At 75.2% G+C, this 24,251-nt stretch carries 20 protein-coding genes; 4 read left to right on the forward strand and 16 right to left on the reverse strand.

All coding sequences use genetic code 11. The features are described from left to right. Positions 1 to 14: 14 nt before the first annotated feature. Positions 15 to 1,784 (reverse strand): S1 family serine peptidase, encoded by a 1,770-nt coding sequence (locus OO48_RS26500; protein WP_051732843.1) that lies wholly within the window; start codon positions 1,782 to 1,784, stop codon positions 15 to 17. A gap of 348 nt (positions 1,785 to 2,132) precedes the next feature. Here OO48_RS26500 and OO48_RS26505 point away from each other — a divergent pair, with 348 nt between their 5' ends. Continuing rightward, positions 2,133 to 2,642 (forward strand): GNAT family N-acetyltransferase, encoded by a 510-nt coding sequence (locus tag OO48_RS26505; protein WP_033220662.1) that lies wholly within the window; start codon positions 2,133 to 2,135, stop codon positions 2,640 to 2,642. Positions 2,643 to 2,686: 44 nt separating this feature from the next. On the opposite strand, the gene truB is transcribed toward OO48_RS26505, so the two are convergent. The 8 genes from truB to rimP form a co-directional block, all read right to left on the reverse strand. Continuing rightward, a complete protein-coding gene (gene truB, locus OO48_RS26510; protein ID WP_033220663.1) occupies positions 2,687 to 3,592 on the reverse strand; it encodes a tRNA pseudouridine(55) synthase TruB in 906 nt (301 codons plus the stop codon). 78 nt (positions 3,593 to 3,670) lie between these two features. Beyond that, positions 3,671 to 4,864 carry a DHH family phosphoesterase gene (locus tag OO48_RS26515; protein WP_245194814.1) on the reverse strand — a complete coding sequence of 398 codons (1,194 nt, stop codon included), beginning with the start codon at positions 4,862 to 4,864 and terminating at the stop codon, positions 3,671 to 3,673. Positions 4,865 to 4,866: 2 nt separating this feature from the next. Continuing rightward, positions 4,867 to 5,304: a 30S ribosome-binding factor RbfA gene (gene rbfA / locus OO48_RS26520; protein WP_033220665.1), complete on the reverse strand. Its 438-nt coding sequence runs from the start codon at positions 5,302 to 5,304 to the stop codon at positions 4,867 to 4,869. Between the two features lie 139 nt (positions 5,305 to 5,443). Then, positions 5,444 to 5,740: a DUF503 domain-containing protein gene (locus OO48_RS26525; RefSeq protein WP_033220667.1), complete on the reverse strand. Its 297-nt coding sequence runs from the start codon at positions 5,738 to 5,740 to the stop codon at positions 5,444 to 5,446. 126 nt (positions 5,741 to 5,866) lie between these two features. Continuing rightward, positions 5,867 to 8,980 (reverse strand): translation initiation factor IF-2, encoded by a 3,114-nt coding sequence (infB, locus tag OO48_RS36690; RefSeq protein WP_081952402.1) that lies wholly within the window; start codon positions 8,978 to 8,980, stop codon positions 5,867 to 5,869. A 190-nt stretch (positions 8,981 to 9,170) separates the two neighbouring features. Then, positions 9,171 to 9,473: a YlxR family protein gene (locus tag OO48_RS26535; protein WP_081952407.1), complete on the reverse strand. Its 303-nt coding sequence runs from the start codon at positions 9,471 to 9,473 to the stop codon at positions 9,171 to 9,173. A gap of 69 nt (positions 9,474 to 9,542) precedes the next feature. Then, positions 9,543 to 10,544, reverse strand: coding sequence for a transcription termination factor NusA (gene nusA / locus OO48_RS26540; protein ID WP_033220670.1), 1,002 nt, complete (start codon positions 10,542 to 10,544; stop codon positions 9,543 to 9,545). A gap of 2 nt (positions 10,545 to 10,546) precedes the next feature. Next, the gene (rimP, locus tag OO48_RS26545; protein WP_033220672.1) at positions 10,547 to 11,089 is read right to left on the reverse strand and encodes a ribosome maturation factor RimP; all 543 of its coding nucleotides are present in this window, start codon (positions 11,087 to 11,089) and stop codon (positions 10,547 to 10,549) included. A gap of 225 nt (positions 11,090 to 11,314) precedes the next feature. On the opposite strand from rimP, the gene OO48_RS41075 reads away from it, so the two are divergent. The 3 genes from OO48_RS41075 to OO48_RS26560 all read left to right on the forward strand — a co-directional run bounded on the left by OO48_RS41075 (position 11,315) and on the right by OO48_RS26560 (position 13,878). Beyond that, on the forward strand, positions 11,315 to 12,286 hold the full coding sequence (locus OO48_RS41075; protein ID WP_081952403.1) for a DUF4439 domain-containing protein: 972 nt from the start codon (positions 11,315 to 11,317) through the stop codon (positions 12,284 to 12,286). Between the two features lie 91 nt (positions 12,287 to 12,377). Continuing rightward, positions 12,378 to 13,277 carry an aminoglycoside phosphotransferase family protein gene (locus OO48_RS26555; RefSeq protein ID WP_081952404.1) on the forward strand — a complete coding sequence of 300 codons (900 nt, stop codon included), beginning with the start codon at positions 12,378 to 12,380 and terminating at the stop codon, positions 13,275 to 13,277. Between the two features lie 49 nt (positions 13,278 to 13,326). Continuing rightward, the gene (locus OO48_RS26560) at positions 13,327 to 13,878 is read left to right on the forward strand and encodes a GNAT family N-acetyltransferase (protein WP_033220675.1); all 552 of its coding nucleotides are present in this window, start codon (positions 13,327 to 13,329) and stop codon (positions 13,876 to 13,878) included. 7 nt (positions 13,879 to 13,885) lie between these two features. Here the strand turns inward: OO48_RS26560 and OO48_RS26565 are convergent, their stop codons facing one another. The 7 genes from OO48_RS26565 to OO48_RS26595 form a co-directional block, all read right to left on the reverse strand. Continuing rightward, the gene (locus OO48_RS26565; RefSeq protein WP_051732847.1) at positions 13,886 to 14,761 is read right to left on the reverse strand and encodes a GNAT family N-acetyltransferase; all 876 of its coding nucleotides are present in this window, start codon (positions 14,759 to 14,761) and stop codon (positions 13,886 to 13,888) included. Between the two features lie 81 nt (positions 14,762 to 14,842). Further along, positions 14,843 to 16,003 (reverse strand): flavodoxin-dependent (E)-4-hydroxy-3-methylbut-2-enyl-diphosphate synthase, encoded by a 1,161-nt coding sequence (gene ispG, locus OO48_RS26570; RefSeq protein ID WP_033220676.1) that lies wholly within the window; start codon positions 16,001 to 16,003, stop codon positions 14,843 to 14,845. A gap of 127 nt (positions 16,004 to 16,130) precedes the next feature. Beyond that, positions 16,131 to 17,438: a M50 family metallopeptidase gene (locus tag OO48_RS26575; RefSeq protein ID WP_106970420.1), complete on the reverse strand. Its 1,308-nt coding sequence runs from the start codon at positions 17,436 to 17,438 to the stop codon at positions 16,131 to 16,133. 19 nt (positions 17,439 to 17,457) lie between these two features. Further along, positions 17,458 to 18,687 (reverse strand): 1-deoxy-D-xylulose-5-phosphate reductoisomerase, encoded by a 1,230-nt coding sequence (dxr, locus tag OO48_RS26580; RefSeq protein WP_033220677.1) that lies wholly within the window; start codon positions 18,685 to 18,687, stop codon positions 17,458 to 17,460. 104 nt (positions 18,688 to 18,791) lie between these two features. Then, positions 18,792 to 20,234: an aldehyde dehydrogenase family protein gene (locus OO48_RS26585; RefSeq protein ID WP_033220678.1), complete on the reverse strand. Its 1,443-nt coding sequence runs from the start codon at positions 20,232 to 20,234 to the stop codon at positions 18,792 to 18,794. A gap of 125 nt (positions 20,235 to 20,359) precedes the next feature. Further along, entirely contained in the window at positions 20,360 to 21,925 is a 1,566-nt protein-coding gene (locus OO48_RS26590) for a PucR family transcriptional regulator (protein ID WP_033220679.1), read from the reverse strand. A gap of 156 nt (positions 21,926 to 22,081) precedes the next feature. Continuing rightward, positions 22,082 to 24,097, reverse strand: a complete 2,016-nt coding sequence (locus OO48_RS26595; protein ID WP_051732848.1) for a hypothetical protein — start codon at positions 24,095 to 24,097, stop codon at positions 22,082 to 22,084. Positions 24,098 to 24,251: the final 154 nt, after the last annotated feature.

Consider the following 24,251-nt stretch of genomic DNA (forward strand, 5'->3'; position numbering starts at 1 on the left):
TATCGTCGGCAGCGTCAGATGTGTATAAGAGACAGCTCCAGCACCAGTCGCAGCGCCGCGTCCAGGTCCAGGTGGAGGCTCTGCAGCCACTCCGCCCACTCCTCGTGCCCCGCCCGGTACCCCGTCCCCGCCGGCACCAGCAGCCGTTCCTCCCGGACGGCCCGCGCCCACCCGCCCGCGTCCGGGAACAGCCGCGCGAACTCCTCGGCGGGCAGCGCCCCGTCCCCCGCGCCGAGCATCAGCCGCGCGGCCTCGTGCAGCCGACCCGCCGCGACGGCCGCCAGCCGCCGCACCTGCCGGGCGTCCTCGCCGGGCGCGGCCGGCCCGCCGCGGCGGTGCCGGCGCGGGCCGCCGGGGGTGAGGGCGACCCGGCGGGCGACGGTGAGGCAGGCCAGGTCGAGCCAGCCGCCGAAGAGTTCGGCCCGGCTGCCGACGGGGCCGTGCACGCCCGCGCCGCGCAGTTCGCCGGCCAGCCGCAGGGCCAACGGGTGGCCGCGCTCGGCCGGGCCGAGGAACGCCTCGGGCAGCCCGTAGCGCCGCCCGGCCCGGGCCGCGGCGTCGTCGGTGAGCGGGCCGAGCCACAGCGCCCGGGCGGCGGAGCGCCAGGGGCCGAGCTGGTCCCAGCCGTCGGGCCGGCAGGCGACCAGGGCCCTGGCCCGGTGGGCGCGCAGCCACTCCAGGCCGGCGGTCAGCCAGCGCGCGGACAGCGCGAGCGGGGCCTCCTCGGGCCCGTCGAGCACCACCAGCAGCGGCCGTCCGGCGTCGGCGCACAGGGCCGCGAGCTCCCCCGGTTCGACCTCGGGCACGCCCGACTGCCGCGCGGCGGCGGCGAGTCGGCGGCGCAGCGGGTCGCCGAGCGTGCGGTCGCCGGGGGCGAGGTCGGCGCCGCGCAGCCACAGGGTGGGCAGCGGCCGGGCGGCGCCGGCCCGGCGGACGGCGAGGGCGGCGAGTTCGGTGGTGCGGCCGCTGCCGCTCTCGCCGAGCAGCACGGTGAGGACGTCCTGCGGTTCCTCGCCGCTGAGGCCGTCGGGGCGGTCGACCCGGTCGGCGGCGAGTTCGGCGATCCGGCCGGGCCCGGCGGCGGCGCCCTCCAGTTGGGCCCGGGCCAGGCGCAGCGCGCCGCCGAGGTTGAGCGCCCGCCCGTACGCGGGGGCGTCGGCGCCGTTGCGGGCCAGCAGCCGGCCGAGCGGGGAGTCCCCGGGGGGCGCGGTGTCGGCGGTGAGCGGGACGGCGGCCACGCCGGGGCCGGGGACGGCGCGCACCCGGGGGGCGATCACGGCGAGCACCGCGCCGGTCTCCGGGTCGAGGACGGGCGCCCCGGCGAGCGGGGTCGCCGACAGGTCGAGCAGCAGGACGCCGGGGACGGTGCGCACCAGGGCGCCGTCGCCGCAGCGGCCGTTCTCCCGGCCGATCGGGCCGCCCCGGGCCAGCGCGGGCGCGCCGTCCTCCCAGCGCTGGTGGGGCACCGCGAGGGGGCCGGTGGCCGGGCCGCGCCCGATCGGCAGGGCGGGGCCCGGCACGCCGCCGACGGCGGCGGTGCGCAGCAGGGCCAGGCCGCGGTCGGGGAGCAGGTCGACGCTCTCCGGGCCGAGCACCCGGGACTGCCCGCCGGGGGTGTGCAGCACCAGCCGGGGCAGTCCGGCCACCGCCTCGTGCGCGGTGACCACGGTGCCGTCGCGGTCGGCGACGAAGCCGAGGCCGCACAGCCGGCCCTGCTGGTCCCTGATCCGCAGCAGCGCCTGTGCCGGATCCCCCGCGAAGCCGGCGCCCGCACCCTCGCCCATCCGCCAGTCCTCCCGCCGGGCCGCGCCCGGCCCCGCGCGGGACCGGGGTACGGCCGCCGTACACGCCGCGGTCAGCCTGCCCCCCACCAGTCACACGGCACCCCGCACGCCCCTCTCACCACACCGCTTCACTCCGCGCGCCCCCCGCCACCCCGCCGGGCGCGCACCCCGCCCCGAACCACCCGGCCCACCCCCGACCGCCCCAACTCCCGCGCCGGCCGAAGCACTTGGCCGACGCACCTGGCCGGCGCACCTGGCCGATCCGCCCCACCGCCCCGGGCCACGGCCGGGACCGCCCGCCGGAAAACCGCTGGCGCCCCGCCCGCCCCGGGGGCCACCCTGCCCGTCATGGACGTCCGCCTGGAACCCTGGTCCGACTCCCGCCTCGGCCTGCTGCGCCGCATCAACACCCCGCTGATGCGCCGGCACGTCGGCGGCCCGGAGACCGAGGAGCAGGTGCTGCTGCGCCACCGCCGCTACCTCGCCCTCCCGTCCCTGGGCGGCGCGATGTACGCGGTGCTGGTCGACGGCGCCGAGGCCGGTTCGATCGCCCACCACCGGCGCGAGTGGCGGGGCGCCGAGGTGCACGAGACCGGGTGGAACGTGCTGCCGGAGTTCCAGGGCCGGGGCGTCGCGCTGGCGGCCGGCCGGGCGATGCTCACCGCGCTGCGCGCGCTGGTGGCCGCCGACCCGGCCGCCCCCGGCGTGCTGCACGCCTTCCCCGCCGTCGACAACGCCCCGTCCAACGCGCTGTGTTCGCGCCTGGGCTTCACCGACGGCGGCCCGTGCGACTTCGAGTACCCGCAGCGCTCGGGCCGCTTCCTGCGCAGCAACGACTGGCACCTGGCGCTGCGCTGACGCCGGGGCGGCGCCGGGAAGGCCCCGCCGCCGCCCGGCGGCCCTCAGCCGACGAAGACCGCCACCGGCTTGGCCTTGCCGCCGCTCTCCTCGATCAGCGCCAGGAACCGCCCGTCCGGGTCGAAGACCGCGACCGGCCCGTCCGCGCCCAGCCCGGGCGCGTCCAGCCGCATGCCGTTGGAGAGCAGCCGGGCCTGTTCGGCGTCCACGTCCCAGCGCGGGAAGGCGGCCGCCGCGGCCTCGGCGATCGGCAGCACCTCCAGCTTCTCCTCCAACTGCTCCAGGGTGCGCGCGGATTCGACCGAGTACGGCCCGACCCTGGTGCGCCGCAGCGCGGTCAGGTGCCCGCCGACGCCGAGCGCCGCGCCCAGGTCCCGGGCCAGCGCCCGGATGTACGTCCCGGAGGAGCACTCCACGGTGACGTCCAGGTCGAGCACCGGCGTGCCGTCCTCGGCGACGGCCGGGCGCACCTCGTGCACCGTGAAGGAGTGCACCGTGGTGGGCCGGGCGGCGAGCTCGAAGTCCTCGCCCTCGCGGACCCGCGCGTACGAGCGCTTGCCGTCGATCTTGATCGCGCTGACCTTGGACGGCACCTGCATGATCTCGCCGGTGAGGGCGGCGACCCCGGCGTCGACCGCCTCGCGCGCCACCCCGTCGGCCGGGACGGACGCGGTGACCTCGCCCTCCCGGTCGTCGGTGACCGTGGTCTGCCCGAGCCGGACCGTCGCCTCGTACGTCTTGGCGGTGAGCATCAGGTGGCCGAGCAGCCGGGTGGCCCGCTCGACGCCGATCACCAGCACGCCGGTGGCCATCGGGTCGAGGGTGCCCGCGTGCCCGACCTTCCTGGTGCCGGCCAGCCAGCGGAGCTTGGCGACCACGCCGTGCGAGGTGATGCCCTCCGGCTTGTCGACGATGACCAGCCCGTCGGGGCCCGTCCCTTTACGCTTCATCGCTTCATCATCATTTCGAAATCCCGCACGCATCCCTGCGCGGCCGCTCCGGCGGCCCGACCACCGAACCGCACGAGCCTAGCGCGCGCCCGGCCCCGCGGAGTCCGCCGCCGCCGCGACCTCGGCCAGCGCCGCCCGGAACCGCTCCACGACGGTCTCCACCGCCTCCCGCGCGCTGAACCCGGCCGCGTACACGTGCCCGCCACCGCCGAGCCGGGCGCAGACCGCCGCGACGTCGACCGCGCCGCGGGAGCGGCAGGAGCCGCGCAGCGTGCCGTCCGGGTCCTGCTTGAGCACCAGCGCGACGTCCGCCTCGGCGGGCTTGCGCAGCACGTCGATCAGGCCCTCGATCTCCTCGACGGTGACGCCGAACAGCGCCAGGTCCTGGTACGGCACCCAGGTCCACACCAGCCCGTGCCCGCGGGCCTCCTCGGGCTCGAACGCGGCCCGCTCCAGCGCCCCGGCGAGCACCTTGAGGTACCCGAAGGAGGTGGTGTCCCACAGCTGCCGGGAGATCAGGTCGTGCCGGATGCCGGTGGCCAGCATCCGCCCGGCCATCTCGTGGGTGGCGGGCGTGGTGGCCCGGTACTTGAACGAGCCGGTGTCGGTGGCGATGCCGGTGTACAGGCAGGTCGCGATGGACCGGTCGAGCGGCACCCGCAGCCGCCGCAGCAGCTCGTCCACCAGGACGGCGGTGGCGGGCGCGGACGGGTCGATCAGCCGGACGGTGCCGAAGCCGGGGTTGGAGGCGTGGTGGTCGAACACCACCAGCGCGCCCGCCGCGAACGCCTTGGCGCGCAGCAGGCCGAGCCGCTCCTCGGAGGCCGCGTCGAAGGCCAGCACCAGCGCGGGCGCGTCGGGCACCGCGGCGGCGGGGACGATCAGCTCCTGCCCGGGCAGGAAGGACAGCGACTCCGGGATGACCTGCGGGTCGTCGCCGAACGACACCCGCACCCGCTTGTCCAGGCCGCGCAGCGCCAGCGCGGCGGCCAGCGCGGAGCCCAGCGCGTCGCCGTCCGGGCAGATGTGGCAGACCAGGTCGATCTCGTCGGCGTCCGCGATCAGTTCGAGGGCGCGCCGCCACTCCTCCTCGAACCGGCCCCGGGCGTCCTGCTCGCCGTCCTCCGCCCCGGAGGCGTCCTGCTTGCCGTCCTCCGCCCCGGAGGCGGCCGGCGACCCGCTGCGAGGGCCCGGAAGCACCGCGAGGGCGGTCTCCACCGGTGTGGTGGAGACCGCCCTCGCGGTACCGGACTCGGCCGGCTCCCCGGCCACGGTCACTCGTCCTCGTCGTCGTCGCGGGCCGACCTGTAGGGGTCGGCCTCGCCCGCGAACGCGGCTCCGGCGGCGGCGGTGCGGACGGCGGCGTCGGAGAGCCGGGCCTTGTCCAGCAGGTCGTCGATGTTCCGGGCGTTGTCCGGCAGGGCGTCGGCGACGAAGGTCAGGGTCGGTGTGAACCGGACCCCGGTCTGCTTGCCGACCTCGGAGCGCAGGATGCCCTTGGCGCTCTCCAGCGCGGCCGCGCTGGACTCGCGCTCGGTCTCGTCACCGTAGACGGTGTAGAAGACGGTGGCCTCGCGCAGGTCCCCGGTGACCCGGGCGTCGGTGATGGTGACGTACCCCAGGCGGGGGTCCTTGATCCGGCGCTGCAGGGTCTCCGCCACGACCACCTGGATGCGGTCGGCGAGCTTGCGCGCCCTAGCGGTGTCGGTCACGTTGCCTCCTCGTGCAGTAGGCGCGTACCCCGGGTCATGACCTCACCCGGTGGGGCCCTCTCCCCAACGTACCCGCCCGCGCCCAGCCTTGTGGGCGCTCTCGGTCCTGTGCGGGTGTGACGGTGGTGACGCCCGCAGGTCATTCGTCGTCGTCGTGGTGGTGGCGCCTCCTCGCGGAGAGCAGCACCACCTCGGGGCGGCCGGCGACGAGCCGCTCACAGCTGTCCAGGATCTCGCTGACGTACCCGGCGTCGCCGGACACCACCGCGCAGCCGATCTCGGCCCTGCGGTGCAGCTCCTGGTTTCCTACCTCCGCGGCGCACACGCTGTACTTGCGCTGCAGTTCGGCCACGATGGGCCGCACGATCGACCGCTTCTCCTTGAGCGAGTGCACGTCGCCGAGGAGCAGGTCGAAGGTGAGTGTTCCTACGAACATGTGGGACAGGCCTGGGCCGGCCTGGGAGCCTCGAAGGAGTTCCGACAGTCCCCGACCCTAACAAGCGCGGCCGGGGCCGGTCGACGGGATAAGACACCCCGCCGGCCGGCCCCGGTCGGTCACCCGTTACGAGCGCGGCTTCTCCCGCATCTCGTAGGTCTCGATGACATCCTCGATCTTGATGTCGTTGAACGAGCCCAGGGTCACACCGGCCTCGAAGCCCTCGCGGACCTCGGTGGCGTCGTCCTTGAAGCGGCGCAGGCCCTCGATGTTGAGGTTCTCCGCCACGACCTTGCCGTCGCGCAGCAGGCGCGCCTTGGTGTTGCGGCGGATGATGCCCTCGCGGACGAGCACACCGGCGATGTTGCCGAACTTGGAGGAGCGGAACACCTCGCGGATCTCCGCGGAGCCGAGGCGCACCTCCTCGTACTCGGGCTTGAGCAGGCCCTTGAGCGCGGCCTCGATCTCCTCGATCGCCTGGTAGATGACCGAGTAGTACCGGATGTCGACGCCCTCGCGCTCGGCCGCGGTACGGGCACGCCCCTCGGCGCGCACGTTGAAGCCGATGATGATGGCGTCCGAGCCCATCGCCAGGTCCACGTCGGACTCGGTGATGGCACCCACACCGCGGTGCAGGACCCGCAGCTCGACCTCTTCGCCCACGTCCAGCTTGACGAGCGCGTCCTCGAGGGCTTCGACGGAACCGGAGACGTCACCCTTGATGATGAGGTTGAGCTTCTCGATGTTGCCGGCGGCCAGCGCGGCCTCGAAGCCCTCCAGCGAGACGCGGACGCGGCGCTGGGCCATCGAGGCGTTGCGGTCGCGGGCGGCGCGCTTCTCGGCGATCTGGCGGGCGGTGCGGTCCTCGTCGACGACGATGAAGCTGTCGCCGGCGCGGGGCACCGAGGTCAGACCGAGCAGCAGCACCGGACGGGACGGGCCGGCCTCGGAGAGGTTGTTGCCGTTCTCGTCCAGCATCGCGCGGACGCGGCCGTAGGAGTCGCCGACCACGATCGAGTCGCCGACCCGCAGGGTGCCGCGCTGGACGAGCAGCGTCGCCATGGCGCCGCGGCCCTTGTCCAGGTGGGCTTCGATCGCGATGCCCTGGGCGTCCTGCTCCGGGTTGGCGCGCAGGTCGAGGGAGGCGTCCGCGGTCAGGACCACGGCCTCCAGCAGCTCCTCGATGTTGAGGCCCTGGCGGGCGGAGATGTCGACGAACATGGTGTCGCCGCCGTACTCCTCGGCCACCAGGCCGAACTCGGTGAGCTGGCCGCGGACCTTGGTCGGGTCCGCGCCCTCGACGTCGATCTTGTTGACCGCGACCACGATCGGCACGCCGGCGGCCTTGGCGTGGTTCAACGCCTCGACCGTCTGCGGCATGACGCCGTCGTTGGCCGCGACCACCAGGATCGCGATGTCGGTGGACTTGGCACCACGGGCACGCATGGCGGAGAACGCCTCGTGACCCGGGGTGTCGAGGAAGGTGATCGGACGGAGTTCGCCGTTCACCTCGGTGGCCACCTGGTAGGCACCGATGTGCTGGGTGATGCCGCCGGCCTCGCCCGCGACCACGTTGGTCTTGCGGATCGCGTCGAGCAGGCGGGTCTTGCCGTGGTCGACGTGACCCATGACGGTGACCACCGGCGGACGCGGAGCCAGCTGCTCCTCGTCGCCCTCGTCGACACCGAAGTCGATGTCGAACGACTCCAGCAGCTCGCGGTCCTCGTCGTCCCGGCTGACGATCTCCAGCACGAAGCCCATCTCGTCCGCCAGCAGCTGCAGCGTGGCGTCGGAGACCGACTGGGTGGCGGTGACCATCTCACCGAGGTTGAACATCACCGAGACGAGCGCCGCCGGGTTGGCGTTGATCTTCTCCGCGAAGTCCGTCAGCGAAGCGCCGCGCGAGAGGCGAACGGTCGAGCCGTTGCCGCGCGGCAGCATCACGCCGCCGACGGACGGGGCCTGCATGGCCTCGTACTCCTGGCGCTTCGCGCGCTTCGACTTCCGGCCGCGGGCCGGACGGCCACCGGGGCCGCGACCGAACGCGCCCTGCGTGCCACCACGGGCACCCGGGCCGCCGGGACGACCGCCGAAGCCGCCGGGACGGGCACCGCCGCCACCGAAACCGCCGCCGCCACCGGCACCGCCACCCGGACGGGGGCCGCCGAAGCCGCCACCGGCCGGACGCGAGCCCGGACCGGCCGGACGGCCCTGGAAGCCGGGACGGGCACCGCCCGGAGCACCCGGACGCGCACCGGGGCCACCCGGACGCGCACCGGCACCCGGACCCGGGCGCGGGCCCGGACGCTGCGGCATCATGCCGGGGTTCGGACGGGGCATCCCGGACGGGCTGGGCGCACCGCCCGGACGCGGAGCGGCCGGACGCGGCATGCCGTCGGGACGCGGAGCACCGGCACCCGGACCACCGGGACGCGGGGCGCCACCGGGACGGGGGCCGCGCTCACCGGACGGCGCGCCGCCCGGACGCGGGGCACCGGCGCCCGGCGCACCGGCCGGACGGGGGCCGCGCTCGCCACCGGGACGGGGACCGCGCTCGCCACCCGGCGCACCGGCCGGACGGGGGCCGCGCTCGCCGGCGGGACGCGGACCGCGCTCACCGGCCGGGCCGCCCGCACGCGGGGCGGACGGACGGGCCATGCCCGACGCGCCGCCCGAGGTGAAGGGGTTGTTGCCCGGACGCGGACCGGCCGGACGCGGGCCCGGACGGGCCGCGGGGTTGGCCGCGGCCGGCCGCGGGGCGGCCGGACGCGCCGGAGCCTCGCCGGCCGGGGCCGGGGAGGAGAACTCCGCCGCCGGAGCCGCCGCGGGCGCCGGAGCGGCCGGGGCGGGCGTCGCCGGACGCGGACCCGGGGTGGGGCCGCCGGCCGGCTTGGGCGCGGAGGGACCCGCCGCGGGCGCGGGGGTCGCGGGGGTCGGACGGGGGCCCGGCGTCCCGGTGGGACGCGGGCCGGGGGTGGGGGCACCCGGCTTGGGTGCCGCCGAACCGGCACCGCCGGTCGGCTGGGGCGCCGCGGGCTTCCGCGGGCCAGGCTTCGCGGAGGACGCGCCGCCGGACGGCGGGGTCGCTCCCAAAGCGTCAGTCAGTTTGCGCACGACCGGCGCCTCGATCGTCGAGGACGCTGAACGCACGAACTCGCCCAGCTCGGTGAGCTTGGCCATGACGGCCTTGCTCTCCAAGCCAAGCTCCTTGGCGAGTTCGTATACCCGGACCTTAGCCACTTCGCTCCTGTCTATGCGTCCGGGGTATTCGTCCGCCGGACCGCTGTTACTTCATGGGCGTACTCATCGCGTACTCATCGAGTGCTCATCGCAATCTCGACCTACTTCCATCTCGCGAGGTACCTGACTGGGGCGCACGGCGGAGTTCGACGTGCCGTGCGCTGGTGCGTGTTGCCGGGCGCGGGGCCCGTCAGTGGGCCGACTGCCGATCGGCCGGACCTGCTCCCGCCCCGACGTGCTCCCGCAGGGCGCCGGGGTCGAGCGCGCCCTGGACCCGAAGGGCCCGGGGGAACGCCCGGCGGCGGACCGCGAGGTCGAGGCAGTTCGGGTCGGGGTGCAGGTACGCGCCCCGGCCCGGCAGAGTGCCGCGGGGATCGGGGACGCATCCGTCCTCGCCCGCCACGACACGCAGCAGCTCGTGCTTGGCCGCGCGCTTGCGGCAGCCCACGCAGGTGCGTTCAGGGCATGCCCGGACATGCGTCCGGCCAGACACGTTCAAGTCTACCCCTCCGAAGGGACTCACCGCCGCCGAGTAGATCTCCGGAGGCACATGACAACGTTGCTAGCGGGCCGGGGATTCCTCGGACGGGGCCTCGGTGTCCGGGCGGATGTCGATCCGCCAGCCGGTGAGCCGGGCGGCCAGGCGGGCGTTCTGCCCCTCCTTGCCGATCGCCAGCGACAGCTGGTAGTCCGGCACGATCACCCGGGCGGAGCGCTGGGCCAGGTCGACGATCTCCACCTTCGTCACCCGGGCGGGCGACAGCGCGGCGGCGACCATCTCGGCCGGGTCCTCCGACCAGTCGACGATGTCGATCTTCTCGCCGTGCAGCTCGGCCATCACGCCGCGCACCCGCATGCCGTTCGGGCCGATGCAGGCGCCCTTGGCGTTCAGGCCCTGGCGGCGCGACCAGACCGCGATCTTGGTGCGGTGGCCGGCCTCGCGGGCGATCGAGGCGATCTCCACCGAGCCGTCCGCGATCTCCGGGACCTCCAGCGCGAACAGCCGCTTCACCAGGTTCGGGTGGGTGCGCGACAGCGTCACCGACGGGCCGCGGACACCGCGCCGCACGCCCACCACGTAGCACTTCAGCCGGGTGCCGTGCCGGTAGTCCTCGCCCGGGACCTGCTCCTGCGGCGGCAGGATGGCCTCCAGCTTGCCGATGTCGACCAGCACGCTCTTCGGGTCGTTGCCCTGCTGGACGACACCGGTGACGATGTCGCCCTCCTTGCCCGCGTACTCGCCGAAGGTCTGGTCGTCCGCGGCGTCCCGCAGCCGCTGCAGGATGACCTGCTTGGCGGTGGACGCGGCGATCCGGCCGAAGCCCGACGGGGTGTCGTCGAACTCCTTCGGCTCGACGCCCTCGTCCAGCTCCGAGGCGTCCTCCAGCGCCCAGACCGTCACGTGGCCGGTCTTGCGGTTCAGCTCCACCCGCGCCCGGCGGCGCGAGCCCTCGGTGCGGTGGTACGCGATGAGGAGGGCCGACTCGATCGACTCGACCAGCAGGTCGAACGGCACGCCCTTCTCGGTGACCAGCCCGCGCAGGGCACTCATGTCGATGTCCACGACTACGCCTCCTCTTCCTCTTCGTCCACGTCCGCGATGTCGGCGGCGGCGTCGAGCAGTTCCTCGTCCTTGCGGTTGAACTCGACCTGCACCCGGGCCCGCGCGATCTCCGCGAACTCCAGTCGGCGCTCCTTGGGGCGGCCGCGCCCCTTCACCGGCTGCACCTCGACCAGCGCGCCGTCCTCGTCGCTCTCCAGCACCCGCGCGGTCAGCTCCGCGCCGTCCACCAGCTTGACCGCCGCCAGCCGGCCGGTCGCCCGGCGCCAGTGCCGCGGCTCGTTCAGCGGGCGCTCGGCGCCCGGGGAACCGACCTCCAGCAGGTACGGGGCCTCGCCCATCAGGTCGGAGGCGTCCAGCGCCTGGCTCACCAGCCGGGAGAACTCGGCGATCGCGTCGAGGTCGACGCCGCCGTCGGCGTCCACGTCGATCTGCACCTGGCGGCGGTTGCCGGCCTGGGTCACCTTGACCTCTTCGAGGTCGAGCCCGGCCTCGGCGGCCAGCGGCTCCAACAGAGCGCGCAGCCGGTCAGTGGGGGTGGTGCTCATCCGGGTGACTCCTCGGCCGCGTCTGCTGTTGTCGAAGGTGCTAACTCACGGCGAAGCCTATCGGGTCGACCCCCGAACCGCCGATTCCGACCCGGGCGCCCGCGCCCCCTGCGAGGAACCTCACAGCGGTCGGATACCGTCCAAGCTCCGTACGGAGCGCGTGCGTCTCCGGTAAAGATTCTCCCGACGGGGGACACCGGCCCCCACCGACCCGCTGGAGCACCGATGCCCGCGCCCGCACGCCGGACCTTCCTGGCCCTCGGGGCGCTCGCCGGGCTCCAGTCGCTCACCGGCTGCACGGGCGGGCACCCCGCGCAGCCCGCGCGACCGCAGGCCGAGGACCCGGACCGCCCGCTGCGGCTGCGTCAACTCGCCGCCACCGACGCCCTGCTGGCCGACTACGACGCCGTCCTCGCCGCGGGCCCCGCCGACGCCGACCGGCTCGGCGCCCTGCGCGAGGACCTCCTCCAGCACCGCGAGGCGCTCGCCCGGACACCGCCCCCGCCGTCCCCGTCGGCGTCGGCGTCCCCCGCCGCCGCGGCCGCCTCCCCCTCCACCGCCGCCCGGACCTCCGCCGACCTCGCCGCCGCCGAACTGCGCACCGCCGACCTGCGGCTGGCCGACCTCGCCGCGGCCTCCCCCGGCCTGGCCCGGACCCTCGCCTCGGTCGCCGCCTCCGGCGCGGCCCACGCGGCGGCCCTCGGCGACACCACCGCCCCGCCCTCCCCCGCACCCTCCGCTTCGGCTTCGGCTTCGTCCTCGTCCTCGCCCGGCCCGCTCCCCGCCGCCGACGCCGAGGCCCTGCAGACGGCGCTCGCCGCCGAGCACGCGGCCGTCTACGGCTACGGCGTGGTCGGCGCGTTCCTCCCCGCCGGGCCCCAGCGGGAGGACGCCCGGGGCGCGTACGCCGCGCACCAGGCCCGCCGGGACGGCTGGCAGCGCCTGCTCACCGCCGGCGGCGCCTCCCCCACCGCCGCGGCCGCCGGCTACCGCCTCCCCTTCCAGGTCAAGGACGCCCCGACCGCCGCCCGGTTGGCCGCCCACCTGGAGACCCAGCTCACCGCCGCCTACGCCGACCTGGCCGCCACCCCCGCCCTCCGCGCGCAGGCCGCCGCCGCCCTGCGCGAATCCGCCCTCCGCGCCGCCCACTGGGGCGCCGACCTCCCCGCCCTCCCGGGCCTCGCCGTGGAGCAGTGAGGCCCCCCGGACCAGAACGGCGGGAGGCGGGACCGGGGCCCCGCCGCTGCCCGGGCCCCTGGATCCGCCCCGGCCCCGGATAATCGCTCCCATGGCACAACCTGCGCAGTTCGACATCCCCCCGCGCCTCGTCGAGTCGGTGCGGGCGGAGGGCACCCCGGCCGGACGGTCCTGGCTGGCGGAGCTGCCCGGGCTGGCCGCACGACGGCTGGCCGACTGGGGCCTGGTGCCGGAGCGGGTCGTGGAGCCGGGCGGCCGGAGCAGCCTGGTGCTGCACGCGCACCGGGCCGACGACCTGGCACCCGTGGCGCTGAAGCTCTCCCGGCCGTCCGCCGAGGCGGCCGCGCTGCGGGTGTGGGCGGGCCGGGGGGCGGTGCTGCTGCTGGACGAGGCCGACGGGGCGCTGCTGCTGGAGCGCCTGCACGGGCAGATCCCGCTGCGTTCGCTGGCGGAGCCGAAGGCGATGCTGGAGGCGACCAGCCTGCTGCGCCGGCTGTGGGTCGAGGTGCCCGCGGGGCACCCGTTCCCGACCCTGGCGGAGCACGCCGGGCGGCTCGCGGAACGGCTCGCCGAGCGCCGCTCGCTGCCGCCCGCCGCCGACGCCGGTCCGCTGGTGGACGAGGCGCTGGAGGCGACGGCGCTGGCGGCGGACGGCGGCGGGTGGCTGCTGCACGGGGAGTTCCAGCACGGCCGGGTGCTGGCGGCGGACCGTTCGCCGTGGCTCGCGGTGGCGCCGCGCCCGCTGGTCGGCGACCGGGCGTACGACCTGGCGGGCCTGGTGCTAGACCGGCTGGACACCCTGGCCGCCGCCCCGGGCCCGCGCGGGGAGGCCAGGCGCCGGGTGTCCCGGCTCGCGGAGGCGGTGGAGCTGCCCGCCGACCGGGTCCGGGCCTGGACGCTGCTGCGGGCGGTGGACACCGCGCTGGCGGCGTTCGCGGCGGGCGACGCCGCGACGGCCGAGCTCCATCTGGAGTTCGCCGCCTGGCTGTGAGGCCGGGGCGCTCGGCCGTCCGTGGCGGCAGGTAGTAACGTCCCGCTTCATGGAGCAGCACACCGGGGTGACGATCGAGGCCATCGACCTGGCGGCGTGGGCGCCCGCCGTGCTGGAGGTCCAGGCGGTCGCGTTCGGCCTGGCACCGCACGAGGTGGCGGTGCGGCTGCCGATCGTGGGGCGGCACGCGATGCAGCCGGGGGTGGTGGCGCTGGGCGCGATGGCGCGGGGGCGGCTGGTGGGGTTCGGGTACGGGATGCCGAACCAGCGGACGCACTGGTGGTCGACGGTGATCGAGCCGTACCTGGCGGCGCGCGGTCACGAGGGCTGGCTGGACGGCGTGTTCGCGGTGACCGAGCTGCACGTGCTGCCGGAGTTCCAGGGCCTGGGGGTGGGCACCCGGCTGATCCGCACCCTGTGCGGGCACTCGGGCCTGGACCGGTCGATCCTGTCGGCGATCGACGCGGAGACCCCGGCCCGCCGGCTCTACCGCTCGCTGGGCTACCGGGACTTGGCCGCGGCGGTGCGCTTCCCGAACACGGCCCGCCCGTACGCGGTGATGGGCGCGCACCTGCCGCTGCGCGACCCGGCGCAGCGCTGACGGCCGGTCAGAACAGCACGCTCATGAACGCGCCGACCTCGCGGAAGCCGACCCGGCGGTAGGCGGCGCGGGCCCGGACGTTGAAGTCGTTGACGTACAACGAGACGACGGGGGCGACCTCGGCCAGCGCGGTGTTGACGACGGCGGCCATGCCGGTCTCGGAGAGCCGCTTGCCGCGGTGCTCGGGGGCGACCCAGACGCCCTGGATCTGGCAGGCGCTCGCGGTGACGGCGCCGATCTCGGCCTTGAAGACGACCTTGCCGTCCTCGTCGAAGCGGGCGAACGAGCGTCCGCCGGAGACCAGTTCGGCGACCCGGGCCTGGTAGAGCAGCCCGCCGTCGCCGGCCAGCGGGGAGATGCCGACCTCCTCGGTGAACATGGCCACGCAGGCGGGCATCAGCGCCTCGATCTCGGTGCGGCCGACCCGGCGCACCAGCGGGTCGGGCCCGATCTCGGTGACGGGCGTGGAGGTGGCCATCAGCGGCTGGTGGGCGCGGACGTCGCGGGCCGGGCCCCAGGAGCGCTCCAGCAGCGCCCAGAGCATGGCGGTGGCCTCGGCGGGGCCGACGATGGAGGAGCAGCGGCGGCCCTGCCGTCGGGCGCGTTCGGCGAAGGCCCGGACGGCCTCGGGGCCGGCGCCCACCGGGACGAGGTTGGCGCCGGCGTAGCAGAGCGCGTCGAGCCGGCCGTGGGCGTCGTACCAGCCCCACATCTCGCCGCCGAGCCGCCAGGGGTCGAGGCCGACGGCCTCCACCCGGGTGGCGACGAAGGCGTTGGCGACCGGGTCGCGCTGCAGCACCTCCAGTGCGTCGTCGAGGTCGGGGGCCTCCAGCACGCGGGTGGCGGCGAGCGCCCGGGCGGCCTGGAAGGGGCCGGGCAGCATCACACCTCGGTCGAGCACGGGGGCACCTCTCGAACGGGCGGGGCCGCCCACCAGGGCGGCCCCGCCGGGGGTTTCAGACCGTCACTCGGCGGCCACGACGACGGGGGCGCCGGAGGGGGAGCCCTCCTCCTGCATCTGCTCGGCCAGCTTCATGGCCTCCTCGATCAGGGTCTCGACGATCTTCGACTCGGGCACGGTCTTGATCACCTCGCCCTTGACGAAGATCTGTCCCTTGCCGTTGCCGGAGGCGACGCCGAGGTCGGCCTCGCGGGCCTCGCCGGGGCCGTTGACGACGCAGCCCATGACGGCGACCCGGAGCGGCACCTCCATGCCCTCCAGGCCGGCGGTGACCTCCTCGGCGAGCTTGTAGACGTCGACCTGGGCGCGGCCGCAGGACGGGCAGGAGACGATCTCCAGGCCGCGCTGGCGCAGGTTCAGCGACTCCAGGATCTGGATGCCGACCTTGATCTCCTCGGCCGGCGGGGCGGAGAGCGAGACCCGGATGGTGTCGCCGATGCCCTCGGCGAGCAGCGCGCCGAAGGCCACCGCGGACTTGATGGTGCCCTGGAAGGCGGGACCGGCCTCGGTGACGCCGAGGTGCAGCGGGTAGTCGCAGGCGGCGGCGAGCTGCCGGTAGGCGTTGATCATCACGACCGGGTCGTTGTGCTTGACCGAGATCTTGATGTCGCGGAAGTCGTGCTCCTCGAACAGCGAGCACTCCCACAGCGCGGACTCCACCAGCGCCTCGGGGGTGGCCCGGCCGTACTTCTCCAGCAGCCGCTTGTCGAGCGAGCCGGCGTTGACGCCGATCCGGATCGGCACGCCGGCGTCCTTGGCGGCCTTGGCGATCTCGCCGACCTTGTCGTCGAAGGCCTTGATGTTGCCGGGGTTGACCCGGACCGCGGCGCAGCCGGCGTCGATCGCGGCGAACACGTACTTCGGCTGGAAGTGGATGTCGGCGATCACCGGGATCTGCGACTTCCTGGCGATGATCGGCAGCGCGTCGGCGTCGTCCTGGGAGGGGACGGCGACCCGGACGATCTGGCAGCCCGAGGCGGTCAGCTGGGCGATCTGCTGCAGCGTCGCGTTGACGTCGGAGGTGAGCGTGGTGGTCATCGACTGCACCGAGACGGGCGCGTCGCCGCCGACCGGCACGTTGCCGACCATGATCTGACGCGAGTGGCGGCGCTGGGCCAGCGGCTTGAGCGGCAGGGAGGGGATACCGAGCGAGATCGCGGTCATGTGCGCAGTTTTTTCCTCTGGAGAGGTTCGGTGAGTCGGGGCGCTCACGCGGTGGCGGGGGCGCCCGGCGTCCAACGGTACGCCACGGCCGGGTGGCGGAGCACACCCGGCCGTGGGTGGCGCGCGGTCAGTTGATGCGCACCGGGTTGACGATGTCGGCGGCCATCACGAGGCCGGTGAAGCAGATGAAGATCCCGGCCACCACGTAGGCCAGCGGCATCAGCCGGGCCACGTCGAACGGCCCGGGGTCGGGCCGGCGCAGCACCCGGGCGGCGGTGCGGCGCACCGACTCCCACAGCGCGCCGGCGATGTGGCCGCCGTCCAGGGGCAGCAGCGGCAGCATGTTGAACAGGAACAGCATCAGGTTGATCCCGGCCAGCAGCTGCACCGAGAAGGCGAGCCGCTGGGTGGCGGGCAGGTCCATCGAGAACACGTCGCCGCCGAGCCGGGCGGCGCCGACCATGCCGATCGGCGAGTCGGTGTCGCGGGGGGCCCCGTCGACCACGGCGTGCCACAGGCCGGGGATCTTGCCCGGCAGCTGGGTCAGCGACTCGACGCTGTGCCGGACCATCGTCCCCATCTGGTCGGCGCTCTCGCCGAGCGTCATGTGGTGCACGCCGGTGGCGGGGGTGATGCCGAGGAAGCCGGCGTCGACGGTCCGCCCTTTGATCGGGTTGTTGTCCTCGTCGTACGCCTGGAGCGTGTTGGTCTTGATGTCGGCGCGCAGCGTCTGCTCCTCGCCGCCCCGGTGCCGGACCTGGATGTCGACCTGCTTGCCCGCGGAGTCCCGGATCAGGTTCTGCAGCTGCGGGTAGTCGTGGATCGGGACGCCGCCGAAGGTGAGCACGGTGTCGCCGGCCCGCAGGCCCGCCAGGTTGGCCGGGGACTTCTCGGCGTCCGGCGCGCAGTCGTCGGTCTTGGCGCTGACCGGGACGACGCACTCGCTGACCTCCTGCACGGTCGGCACGGCCCGCTGCACGCCGATGCCCATGAACAGGGCGAGGAACAGCCCGATCGCCAGGACCAGGTTCATGCCCGGGCCGGCGAACATCACGATGACGCGCTTCCACGGCTTGCGGGTGTAGAACAGCCGGGTCTCGTCGCCGGGCTGCAGTTCCTCGTAGGAGGCGGCCCGGGCGTCCTCGATCATGCTCCGCCAGGGCGAGGAGGACCGCTTCGTCAGCCGGCCGTCCGCGCCGGGCGGGAACATGCCGATCATCCGGATGTAGCCGCCGAACGGGACGGCCTTGAGGCCGTACTCGGTCTCGCCGCGCTTGGTCGACCAGATGGTCCTGCCGAAGCCGACCATGTACTGCGGCACCCGGATGCCGAACAGCTTCGCGGTGGAGAGGTGGCCGAGCTCGTGCCAGGCGATCGAGAAGAGCAGCCCGACCACGAAGATCAGGACGCCCAGCACCCACATCAGCTTGTCCACCGCGTCGCCTCCGTCGTACCTAACCTGCCGCCAGTTCCCGGGCCCGCGCGCGGGCCCAGTGCTCAGCCTGGAGTACGTCCTCCACCGTGAGCGAAGTTCCCGCCGCCGGGGCGCCGTGTTCGGCGACCACCTTCGCCACAGTGTCCACGATTCCGGTGAAGGGCAGTGCGCCCTTCAGGAAAGCGTCCACACATTCCTCGTTGGCGGCGTTGAAGACCGCGGGGGCCGTCCCGCCGAGCGTACCCACCTCGCGGGCGAGCTCGACGGCCGGGAAGGCCTCGTCGTCGAGCGGGAAGAACTCCCAGGTCGCGGCCTTGGTCCAGTCGCAGCCGGGCGCCGCGTCGGGCACCCGGTCGGGCCAGCCGAGGCCCAGCGCGATCGGCATCCGCATGTCCGGCGGGCTCGCCTGGGCCAGCGTGGAGCCGTCCGTGAACTCCACCATCGAATGAACGACCGACTGCGGATGGACCACCACCTCGATCCGGTCGAAGGGCACGTCGTACAGCAGGTGCGCCTCGATCACCTCCAGGCCCTTGTTCACCAGGGTCGCCGAGTTGATCGTCACCACCGGGCCCATCGCCCAGGTCGGGTGCGCCAGCGCCTCGGCGGGGGTGACGCCCGCCAGCTGCTCGCGGGTGCGGGTGCGGAACGGGCCGCCGCTGGCCGTCACCACCAGCTTGCGGACCTCGGCGCGGGTGCCGCCGGCCAGCGCCTGGAACAGCGCGGCGTGCTCGGAGTCCACCGGCACGATCTGGCCGGGCCGGGCGGCCGCCTTGACCAGCGGGCCGCCGACGATCAGCGACTCCTTGTTGGCCAGCACCAGCACCCGGCCGGCCCGCAGCGCGGCCAGCGTCGGGGCCAGGCCGATCGAGCCGGTGATGCCGTTGAGCACCGAGTGGCACTCCAGGGCGGCCAGCTCGGTGGCCGCCTCCGGGCCCGCCAGCACCCGCGGCAGCGGGGCGCCGCCGGCCTTCGCGGCCAGCGCCTCGCGCAGCGGCCGCTCGGCGGCCGGGTCGGCCACCGCGACGGTGTGCACGCCGAGCGCGACGGCCTGCTCGGCGAGCAGTCCCACCCGGCCGCCGGCCGCGGACAGCGCGACCACCCGGAACCGGTCGGGGTTGCGGAGCACCACGTCGATGGCCTGGGTGCCGATCGAACCGGTGGAGCCCAGGATGACCAACTCCCGGGGGCCGTCCGGGTCCTGGACCGCCGGGGTGAAGCGCGAGTGCGGATGGGCGAGCGAGTTCATGCCCCCATTGTGTCCTGCCGCCGGGCCCGTCCCGGCTCCGACGAGCCGGTGCCCCGCCGCCGCGACGGGCGCGACGACGGGGCACCGGGGGCCGTGCGGGGGCCTCAGAGGTCGAGGCCGGTGAGGACCAGCACCTTCTCGAAGGTGAAGTCGTCCATCGCGTAGCGCACGCCCTCGCGGCCCACGCCGGAGTCCTTCACGCCGCCGTAGGGCATCTGGTCGGCCCGGTAGGACGGCGCGTCGCCGATCACCACACCGCCGACCTCCAGTTCCCGGTGGGCCCGGAAGGCGGTCTGCACGTCGTGCGTGAACACGCCCGCCTGCAGGCCGAACGCCGAGTCGTTGACCGCGGCGAACGCCTCCTCGGTGCCCTCCACCCGGTGCAGCGACAGCACCGGGCCGAACACCTCGGCCGTGGCCAGGATGGCGTCCGCGGGCAGCTCGGCCAGCACGGTCGGCGCGTACGCGGCGCCGTCCCGGCCACCGCCGGTCAGCACCTTCGCGCCCTTGGCGACCGCGTCCTCGACCCAGGACTCGACGCGCTTGGCCGCGTTCTCGTCCACCAGCGGGCCGACGTCGGTGGCCTCGTCGTACGGGTCGCCGGTGACCTGCGCCCGGACCTTCTCGACGACCTTCTCCACCAGGCGGTCGTAGACGCTCGCGTCGGCGATCACCCGCTGCACCGAGATGCAGGACTGGCCGCCCTGGTAGTTGGCGAACAGCGCGATCCGGCTCGCCGCCCAGTCGAGGTCCGCCTCGGAGTTCCAGTCCGCCAGCACCACGGCCGCGGCGTTGCCGCCGAGCTCCAGGGTGACGTGCTTGCGCGGCACCGAGTCCATGATCTGGTAGCCGACCTTGTCCGAGCCGGTGAACGAGATCACCGGCAGGCGCTTGTCCTGCACCAGGGCCGGCATCTTGGCGTTCTCCACCGGCAGCACGCTCCAGGAGCCGGCCGGCAGGTCGGTCTCGGCCAGGATCTCGCCCAGCACCAGGGCGGACAGCGGGGTGGCCGGGGCGGGCTTCAGGATGATCGGCGCGCCCACCGCGATCGCCGGGGCCACCTTGTGCGCCACCAGGTTCAGCGGGAAGTTGAACGGGGCGATGCCCAGCACCGCGCCGCGCGGGAAGCGCCGCACGATCGCGTACCGGCCGGTGCCGCCCGGGTCGGTGTCCAGCCGCATGGTCTCGCCGTTGGTGCGGCGGGCCTCCTCGGCGGCCCAGCGGAACACCGACACGGCCCGGCCGACCTCGCCGCGCGCCCACTTGATCGGCTTGCCGTTCTCCGCGGTGATCAGCTTGGCGATCTCCTCGGTGCGCTCCGCCAGCCGCTTGGCGACGTGGTCCAGCGCCCCCGCCCGCTGGTGCGCCGGGGTCGCGGCGAACACCGGCACCGCGGCGGCGGCCGCCGCCACCGCCTCCTCCACCTGCGCGTCCGTCGGCACGCCGACCGTCGCCACCAGGCTGCCGTCGTGCGGGTGGCGCACCTCGAACGCCGTCTCGCCGCTCGCCCGCCGCCCGGCCAGCCAGAACTCATGAGTGGTGGTCACGGTCGCACCGGCCCCTTCCCTCGAAAGACTTGTCGCCTTCACGGTAGGGGGCGCCGTCCGGGTTTCCGATTGGACGGACGGGACGAAACCGGTGGGCCGATTAGTACGCCGCGGACACGCCGCGGCTACTCCTCGCCGGACCTGAGCGCCAGCCACAGCTCCATCCGGACGTCGGTGTCGTCCAGCGAGCGCCCGAGCAGCTCCTCCACCCGCCGCATCCGGTAGCGCAGCGTGTGCCGGTGCACGCCCAGGTCGGCCGCGGCGGCGTCCCACTGGCCGTGCCGGGAGAGCCAGGCGCGCAGCGAGGCGACCAGGTCGCCGCGGGCGGTGCGGTCGTGCTCGCGCAGCGGGCGCAGCAGGCCCTCGGCGAAGGCGGTGACCGCCTCCTCGCCGAGCAGCGGCAGCAGCGAGCCGGCGCCGACCTCCTCGTGGTCGACGGTGCGGCGGCCGCCGCGCTGGGCCACCGCCAGGGCCCGCTCGGCCTGCGCCTGGGCGGTGCCGGCGTCCTCCAGGGCGGCGGGGGCGGAGACGCCCAGCGACAGGCCCTCGTGCTCCTCGACGGCGCCCAGGCAGGCCCGGTGCACCGAGCCGTTGTCCAGCGCGAGCACCGTCAGGCGCGGCCCGTGCGCGCCGTCCTCGCGGGCGACCAGCAGCTTCTCGCCGACCTTGCCGCCGGCGTTCTCGGCCCGGTCGGCGAGCTCGCCGAGCGCCTCCGCGGCCTCCGGGCCCGGCCCGGCGGCGGCGACCAGCACCCGGACGGTGCCCTCGGGCAGGCCGCCGAACAGCCCGGCGGCGACCTGCCGGGCGGTGCCGACCTCGCCGGCCAGCACCATCCGCAGCAGCGCGGCGCCCATCCGCTCCTCGGCCTGCCGCAGCTCGCGCGAGCGCTCCAGGGTGAGGGTGAGCAGCGCGACGGCCGCGTTCAGCACGTACCGCTCGGTCGGGGTGATCCGGTCCTCGGTGCCGACCGCCAGGAAACCGCGCGGTCGGCGGTCGGCGCCCAGCGACTGGACGACGACGTAGTCCTCGTCCGCGGTGTCGATGGTGCCCGCCCGGCCCTGCAGCGCGGCGCTGGACGGGGCGGGGCGGCGGCGCAGCCGGTCGACCTCGGCGGCCAGCCGGCCGGCCCGGCGGGCGGCCCAGTCGGGGGCCACCGCGGACAGCGCGCCGGAGCCGTCGTACAGCGCCGCCCAGCCGCCCAGCCGGGCCGCCAGCCGGCGCACCACCGCGGTGGTGCCGTCCTTGCCGAGCGCGGCCCGGGTCAGCTCCTCCTGCGCCTCGAAGCTGGTGGTGACGGCCTCGTACTGCTCGGCGGCCAGCGCGGCCGAGACGGTCTTGGAGATCGCGATGAACGGCGTCGCCTCGGGCACCCGCAGCAGCGGCAGCCCGCGCTGGGCGGCGGCCTCCACCAGCGCCTGCGGCACCTCGCTGTGCGATAGGCCGACGCCCAGGCCGAGGCCGACCACGCCCGCGTCGGCCAGCCGGTGGACGTACGCCTGCAGTCCGGCGGCGCCCTTGCCCAGCTTGATGCCGGTGGTGAGGAGCAGCTCGCCCCCCTCCAGGAACGGGGTGGGGTCGTCCAGCTCACTGGTGTGCACCCAGCGGACCGGGCGTTCCAGGTGGTCCGCGCCGGCCAGCACCGTCAGGTGGAGCGCGCTGGTGCGGACGACGGAGGCGAGAGTGGGGGGCATGGCACCTTCGGTGGTTCGACCTGGCCGCGCCGTTGCGGCCGGGCGAGTGAGGGATCTCTCCCCATTATGTACGCTCCGGACAAGCCGGAGTGCCGAAATCCGCCGGTCCGTAGCTTCCGTGACCCAATGCTGACCAGGGCCCGGCCTGACGGGGCCTCAGTGCCGCAGGTCGACCAGCAGCGGCGGCACCTGCTCCCCCGTCACCGAGGTCAGCGAGACCACCGCGTGCCCGGACGGCAGCGCGTGCGCCAGGTCGGACGGCGACCAGCGGTGCCGCTCGACGTCCCGGGTGGTGACCGACTCGGTCTGCGCGGTGGTGCCCGACAGCGCCTTGCGCAGCAGCCGTCCGGCCCGGCGAACCGTTCCTCCCGAGGTGTCCGGGACGTGCGTGACCGCGGTCTCCCGGACCAGGTGGGTGCCCCAGGCCTCGGAGAACAGCCGGCCGTCCCAGGGCGCGATGCCGGGGAACGCCATCCGGTTGCCGACCGCGCCGAACAGCGGCGCCCGCAGCGCCTCCGGCAGGTCCGACAGCGTGCGCAGCAGCAGCACCACGCCGGCGTTGGCGCCGCGCAGCCGCTGGACGCCCCGGATCGCCTGCGCGTCGACGGCGGCGGTCGCGTCGTCCAGCACCATCCCGGCGAACAGCTCCCGGTCCCGGCGGTCGGCCGCGGCCTGGGTGAACTGGCCCAGCAGCAGCCGCGACAGGATCCGGGCCGCCTCCGGGTGGCTGCGCTCGGGCAGCTTCACCCGCACCCGCAGCGGGTGCTCCAGGGCCCGCATCGCGAAGGCCGGCTTGGCGTCCGGGCCGCCGGAGAACCCGGCCGCCAGCGCCGGCCGGTCCAGCAGCGCGAGCCGGTCCGCGAGCAGCGCGCCCGGGTCGTCGGCCCGGCCGTGCATCCGCTCGCGCTGCTGCAGGTCCGCCTCGAACTCCGGCCACCGGCCCGACTTGCGCAGCCGTTCGCCGAGCTCCGCCCAGCCCTCCCCGTCCCCCGCCAGCAGCGCCCGCAGCGCCCGCACCCCCGGGTAGCCGCCGTACGCCGCCCGGTACGGACCGACCACCTGCTGCATCGCGGTCCGGGCGCTCTCCGCCCGCGGCGCCAGCTCGTCCGGCAGCAGCGCGTCCGCCAGCCGGGCCGCCGCCTCGTCCGAGTGCGGCGCCGCGCCGTACAGGTCCAGGCCGTACGGGGCGTCCGGGTCGCCGGGGGCGATCACCACGTCGTACCAGTCGTCCGGCCCGAGGTCCGCGTCGGACGCCCCGACCACCACCGCGCACGCCGCGCCCGCCAGCGCCTGCAGGCACAGCGCCTCGGCGACCGGGCGGGCCAGCGACGCGGTCTTGCCGGTGCCGGCCGGGCCGACCGCCAGCAGCGAGGTGCCCAGCACCCGCGGGTCCAGCGCGAAGCCGGCGTTCCGGTGGGCCACCGGGTTCTTCGGCACGTCCTGCGCGGTGCCCAGCCGCACCTGCCGCACCAGCAGGTCGTGCCGCGCCGCCCGCCCGCCCGGCAGGTCCCGCTGCTCCGAGGGGTGCGCGCACGCCGCCGCGCCCCGGGCCGCCACCTGCCCGGCGAACTCCTGCCACGCGGCCGGATCGCTCCCCACCGTCCGCCACGCCTGGTGCAGCCGCACGTAGTCCACGTCCCCGACCTGCTCCCCCTCCAGCCGGCGCACGGCCTCGCCGGCCGGCCGCAACTCGGCCCACACGTCGACGACGGGGGGCTCCTCGGGGGCGGCGGGGATCTCGGTGACGGTGTGGGAGAGGACGGGGACGATCCAGCGCCGCCACACCTCGCCCCAGCGGCCCATCCGCCCGAAGACCATCAGCACCACGATGATCAGCGAGGCGTTGACGGCGGCGGCGATCAGCAGGGAGATGACGAAGGAGTTGGGGACGGTGAGGCCGAAGGTGGTCAGCAGTCCCTGCACCAGGGAGACGCCTTCGAGGTAGACGAAGAGTCCGACCGCCAGGTTCAGCGCCGCCCGCAGCAGCAGCGGCCCCGCCGGGGTCCTGGCCTGTTCGGCGGCCTCGGGGTCGTGCGGGACGTGGTGCTGCCGGTAGATGCCGGGGGCGGCTTCGGGGCGCGGGGCGGTGGCCCAGGTGAGGAGGTGGAAGGGGGCGCGGGGCGGGGGGAGACGGGGGTGGGTGTGCTGGGTTCTCGCGTCGTTCAGTTCCACTTCGGGCCCCTCCTACGTTGCCGGCGGTGCCATACCCGCATCGCCGTCCCACCGACACACCCGGGGGCCAATGTAGTGGAGTGCGCGGGCGCGCAGCCGATCTTCGGCCACTGGCCGCGTCGGACAACTGGAGCGGTCCGGCAGTACCGAGTGG

Source organism: Kitasatospora phosalacinea (genome assembly GCF_000716545.1).
In the GTDB taxonomy this organism is placed as follows: Bacteria; Actinomycetota; Actinomycetes; order Streptomycetales; family Streptomycetaceae; genus Kitasatospora; species Kitasatospora phosalacinea.

Bases quoted from the DNA above. Each gene is read 5' to 3' on its own strand.
- OO48_RS26500 (WP_051732843.1), bottom strand. From the start codon at position 1,784: ATGGGCGAGGGTGCGGGCGCCGGCTTCGCGGGGGATCCGGCACAGGCG.
- OO48_RS26505 (WP_033220662.1), top strand. From the start codon at position 2,133: ATGGACGTCCGCCTGGAACCCTGGTCCGACTCCCGCCTCGGCCTGCTG.
- truB (WP_033220663.1), bottom strand. From the start codon at position 3,592: ATGAAGCGTAAAGGGACGGGCCCCGACGGGCTGGTCATCGTCGACAAG.
- OO48_RS26525 (WP_033220667.1), bottom strand. From the start codon at position 5,740: ATGTTCGTAGGAACACTCACCTTCGACCTGCTCCTCGGCGACGTGCAC.
- rimP (WP_033220672.1), bottom strand. From the start codon at position 11,089: ATGAGCACCACCCCCACTGACCGGCTGCGCGCTCTGTTGGAGCCGCTG.
- OO48_RS41075 (WP_081952403.1), top strand. From the start codon at position 11,315: ATGCCCGCGCCCGCACGCCGGACCTTCCTGGCCCTCGGGGCGCTCGCC.
- OO48_RS26555 (WP_081952404.1), top strand. From the start codon at position 12,378: ATGGCACAACCTGCGCAGTTCGACATCCCCCCGCGCCTCGTCGAGTCG.
- OO48_RS26560 (WP_033220675.1), top strand. From the start codon at position 13,327: ATGGAGCAGCACACCGGGGTGACGATCGAGGCCATCGACCTGGCGGCG.
- OO48_RS26565 (WP_051732847.1), bottom strand. From the start codon at position 14,761: ATGCTGCCCGGCCCCTTCCAGGCCGCCCGGGCGCTCGCCGCCACCCGC.
- ispG (WP_033220676.1), bottom strand. From the start codon at position 16,003: ATGACCGCGATCTCGCTCGGTATCCCCTCCCTGCCGCTCAAGCCGCTG.
- dxr (WP_033220677.1), bottom strand. From the start codon at position 18,687: ATGAACTCGCTCGCCCATCCGCACTCGCGCTTCACCCCGGCGGTCCAG.
- OO48_RS26590 (WP_033220679.1), bottom strand. From the start codon at position 21,925: ATGCCCCCCACTCTCGCCTCCGTCGTCCGCACCAGCGCGCTCCACCTG.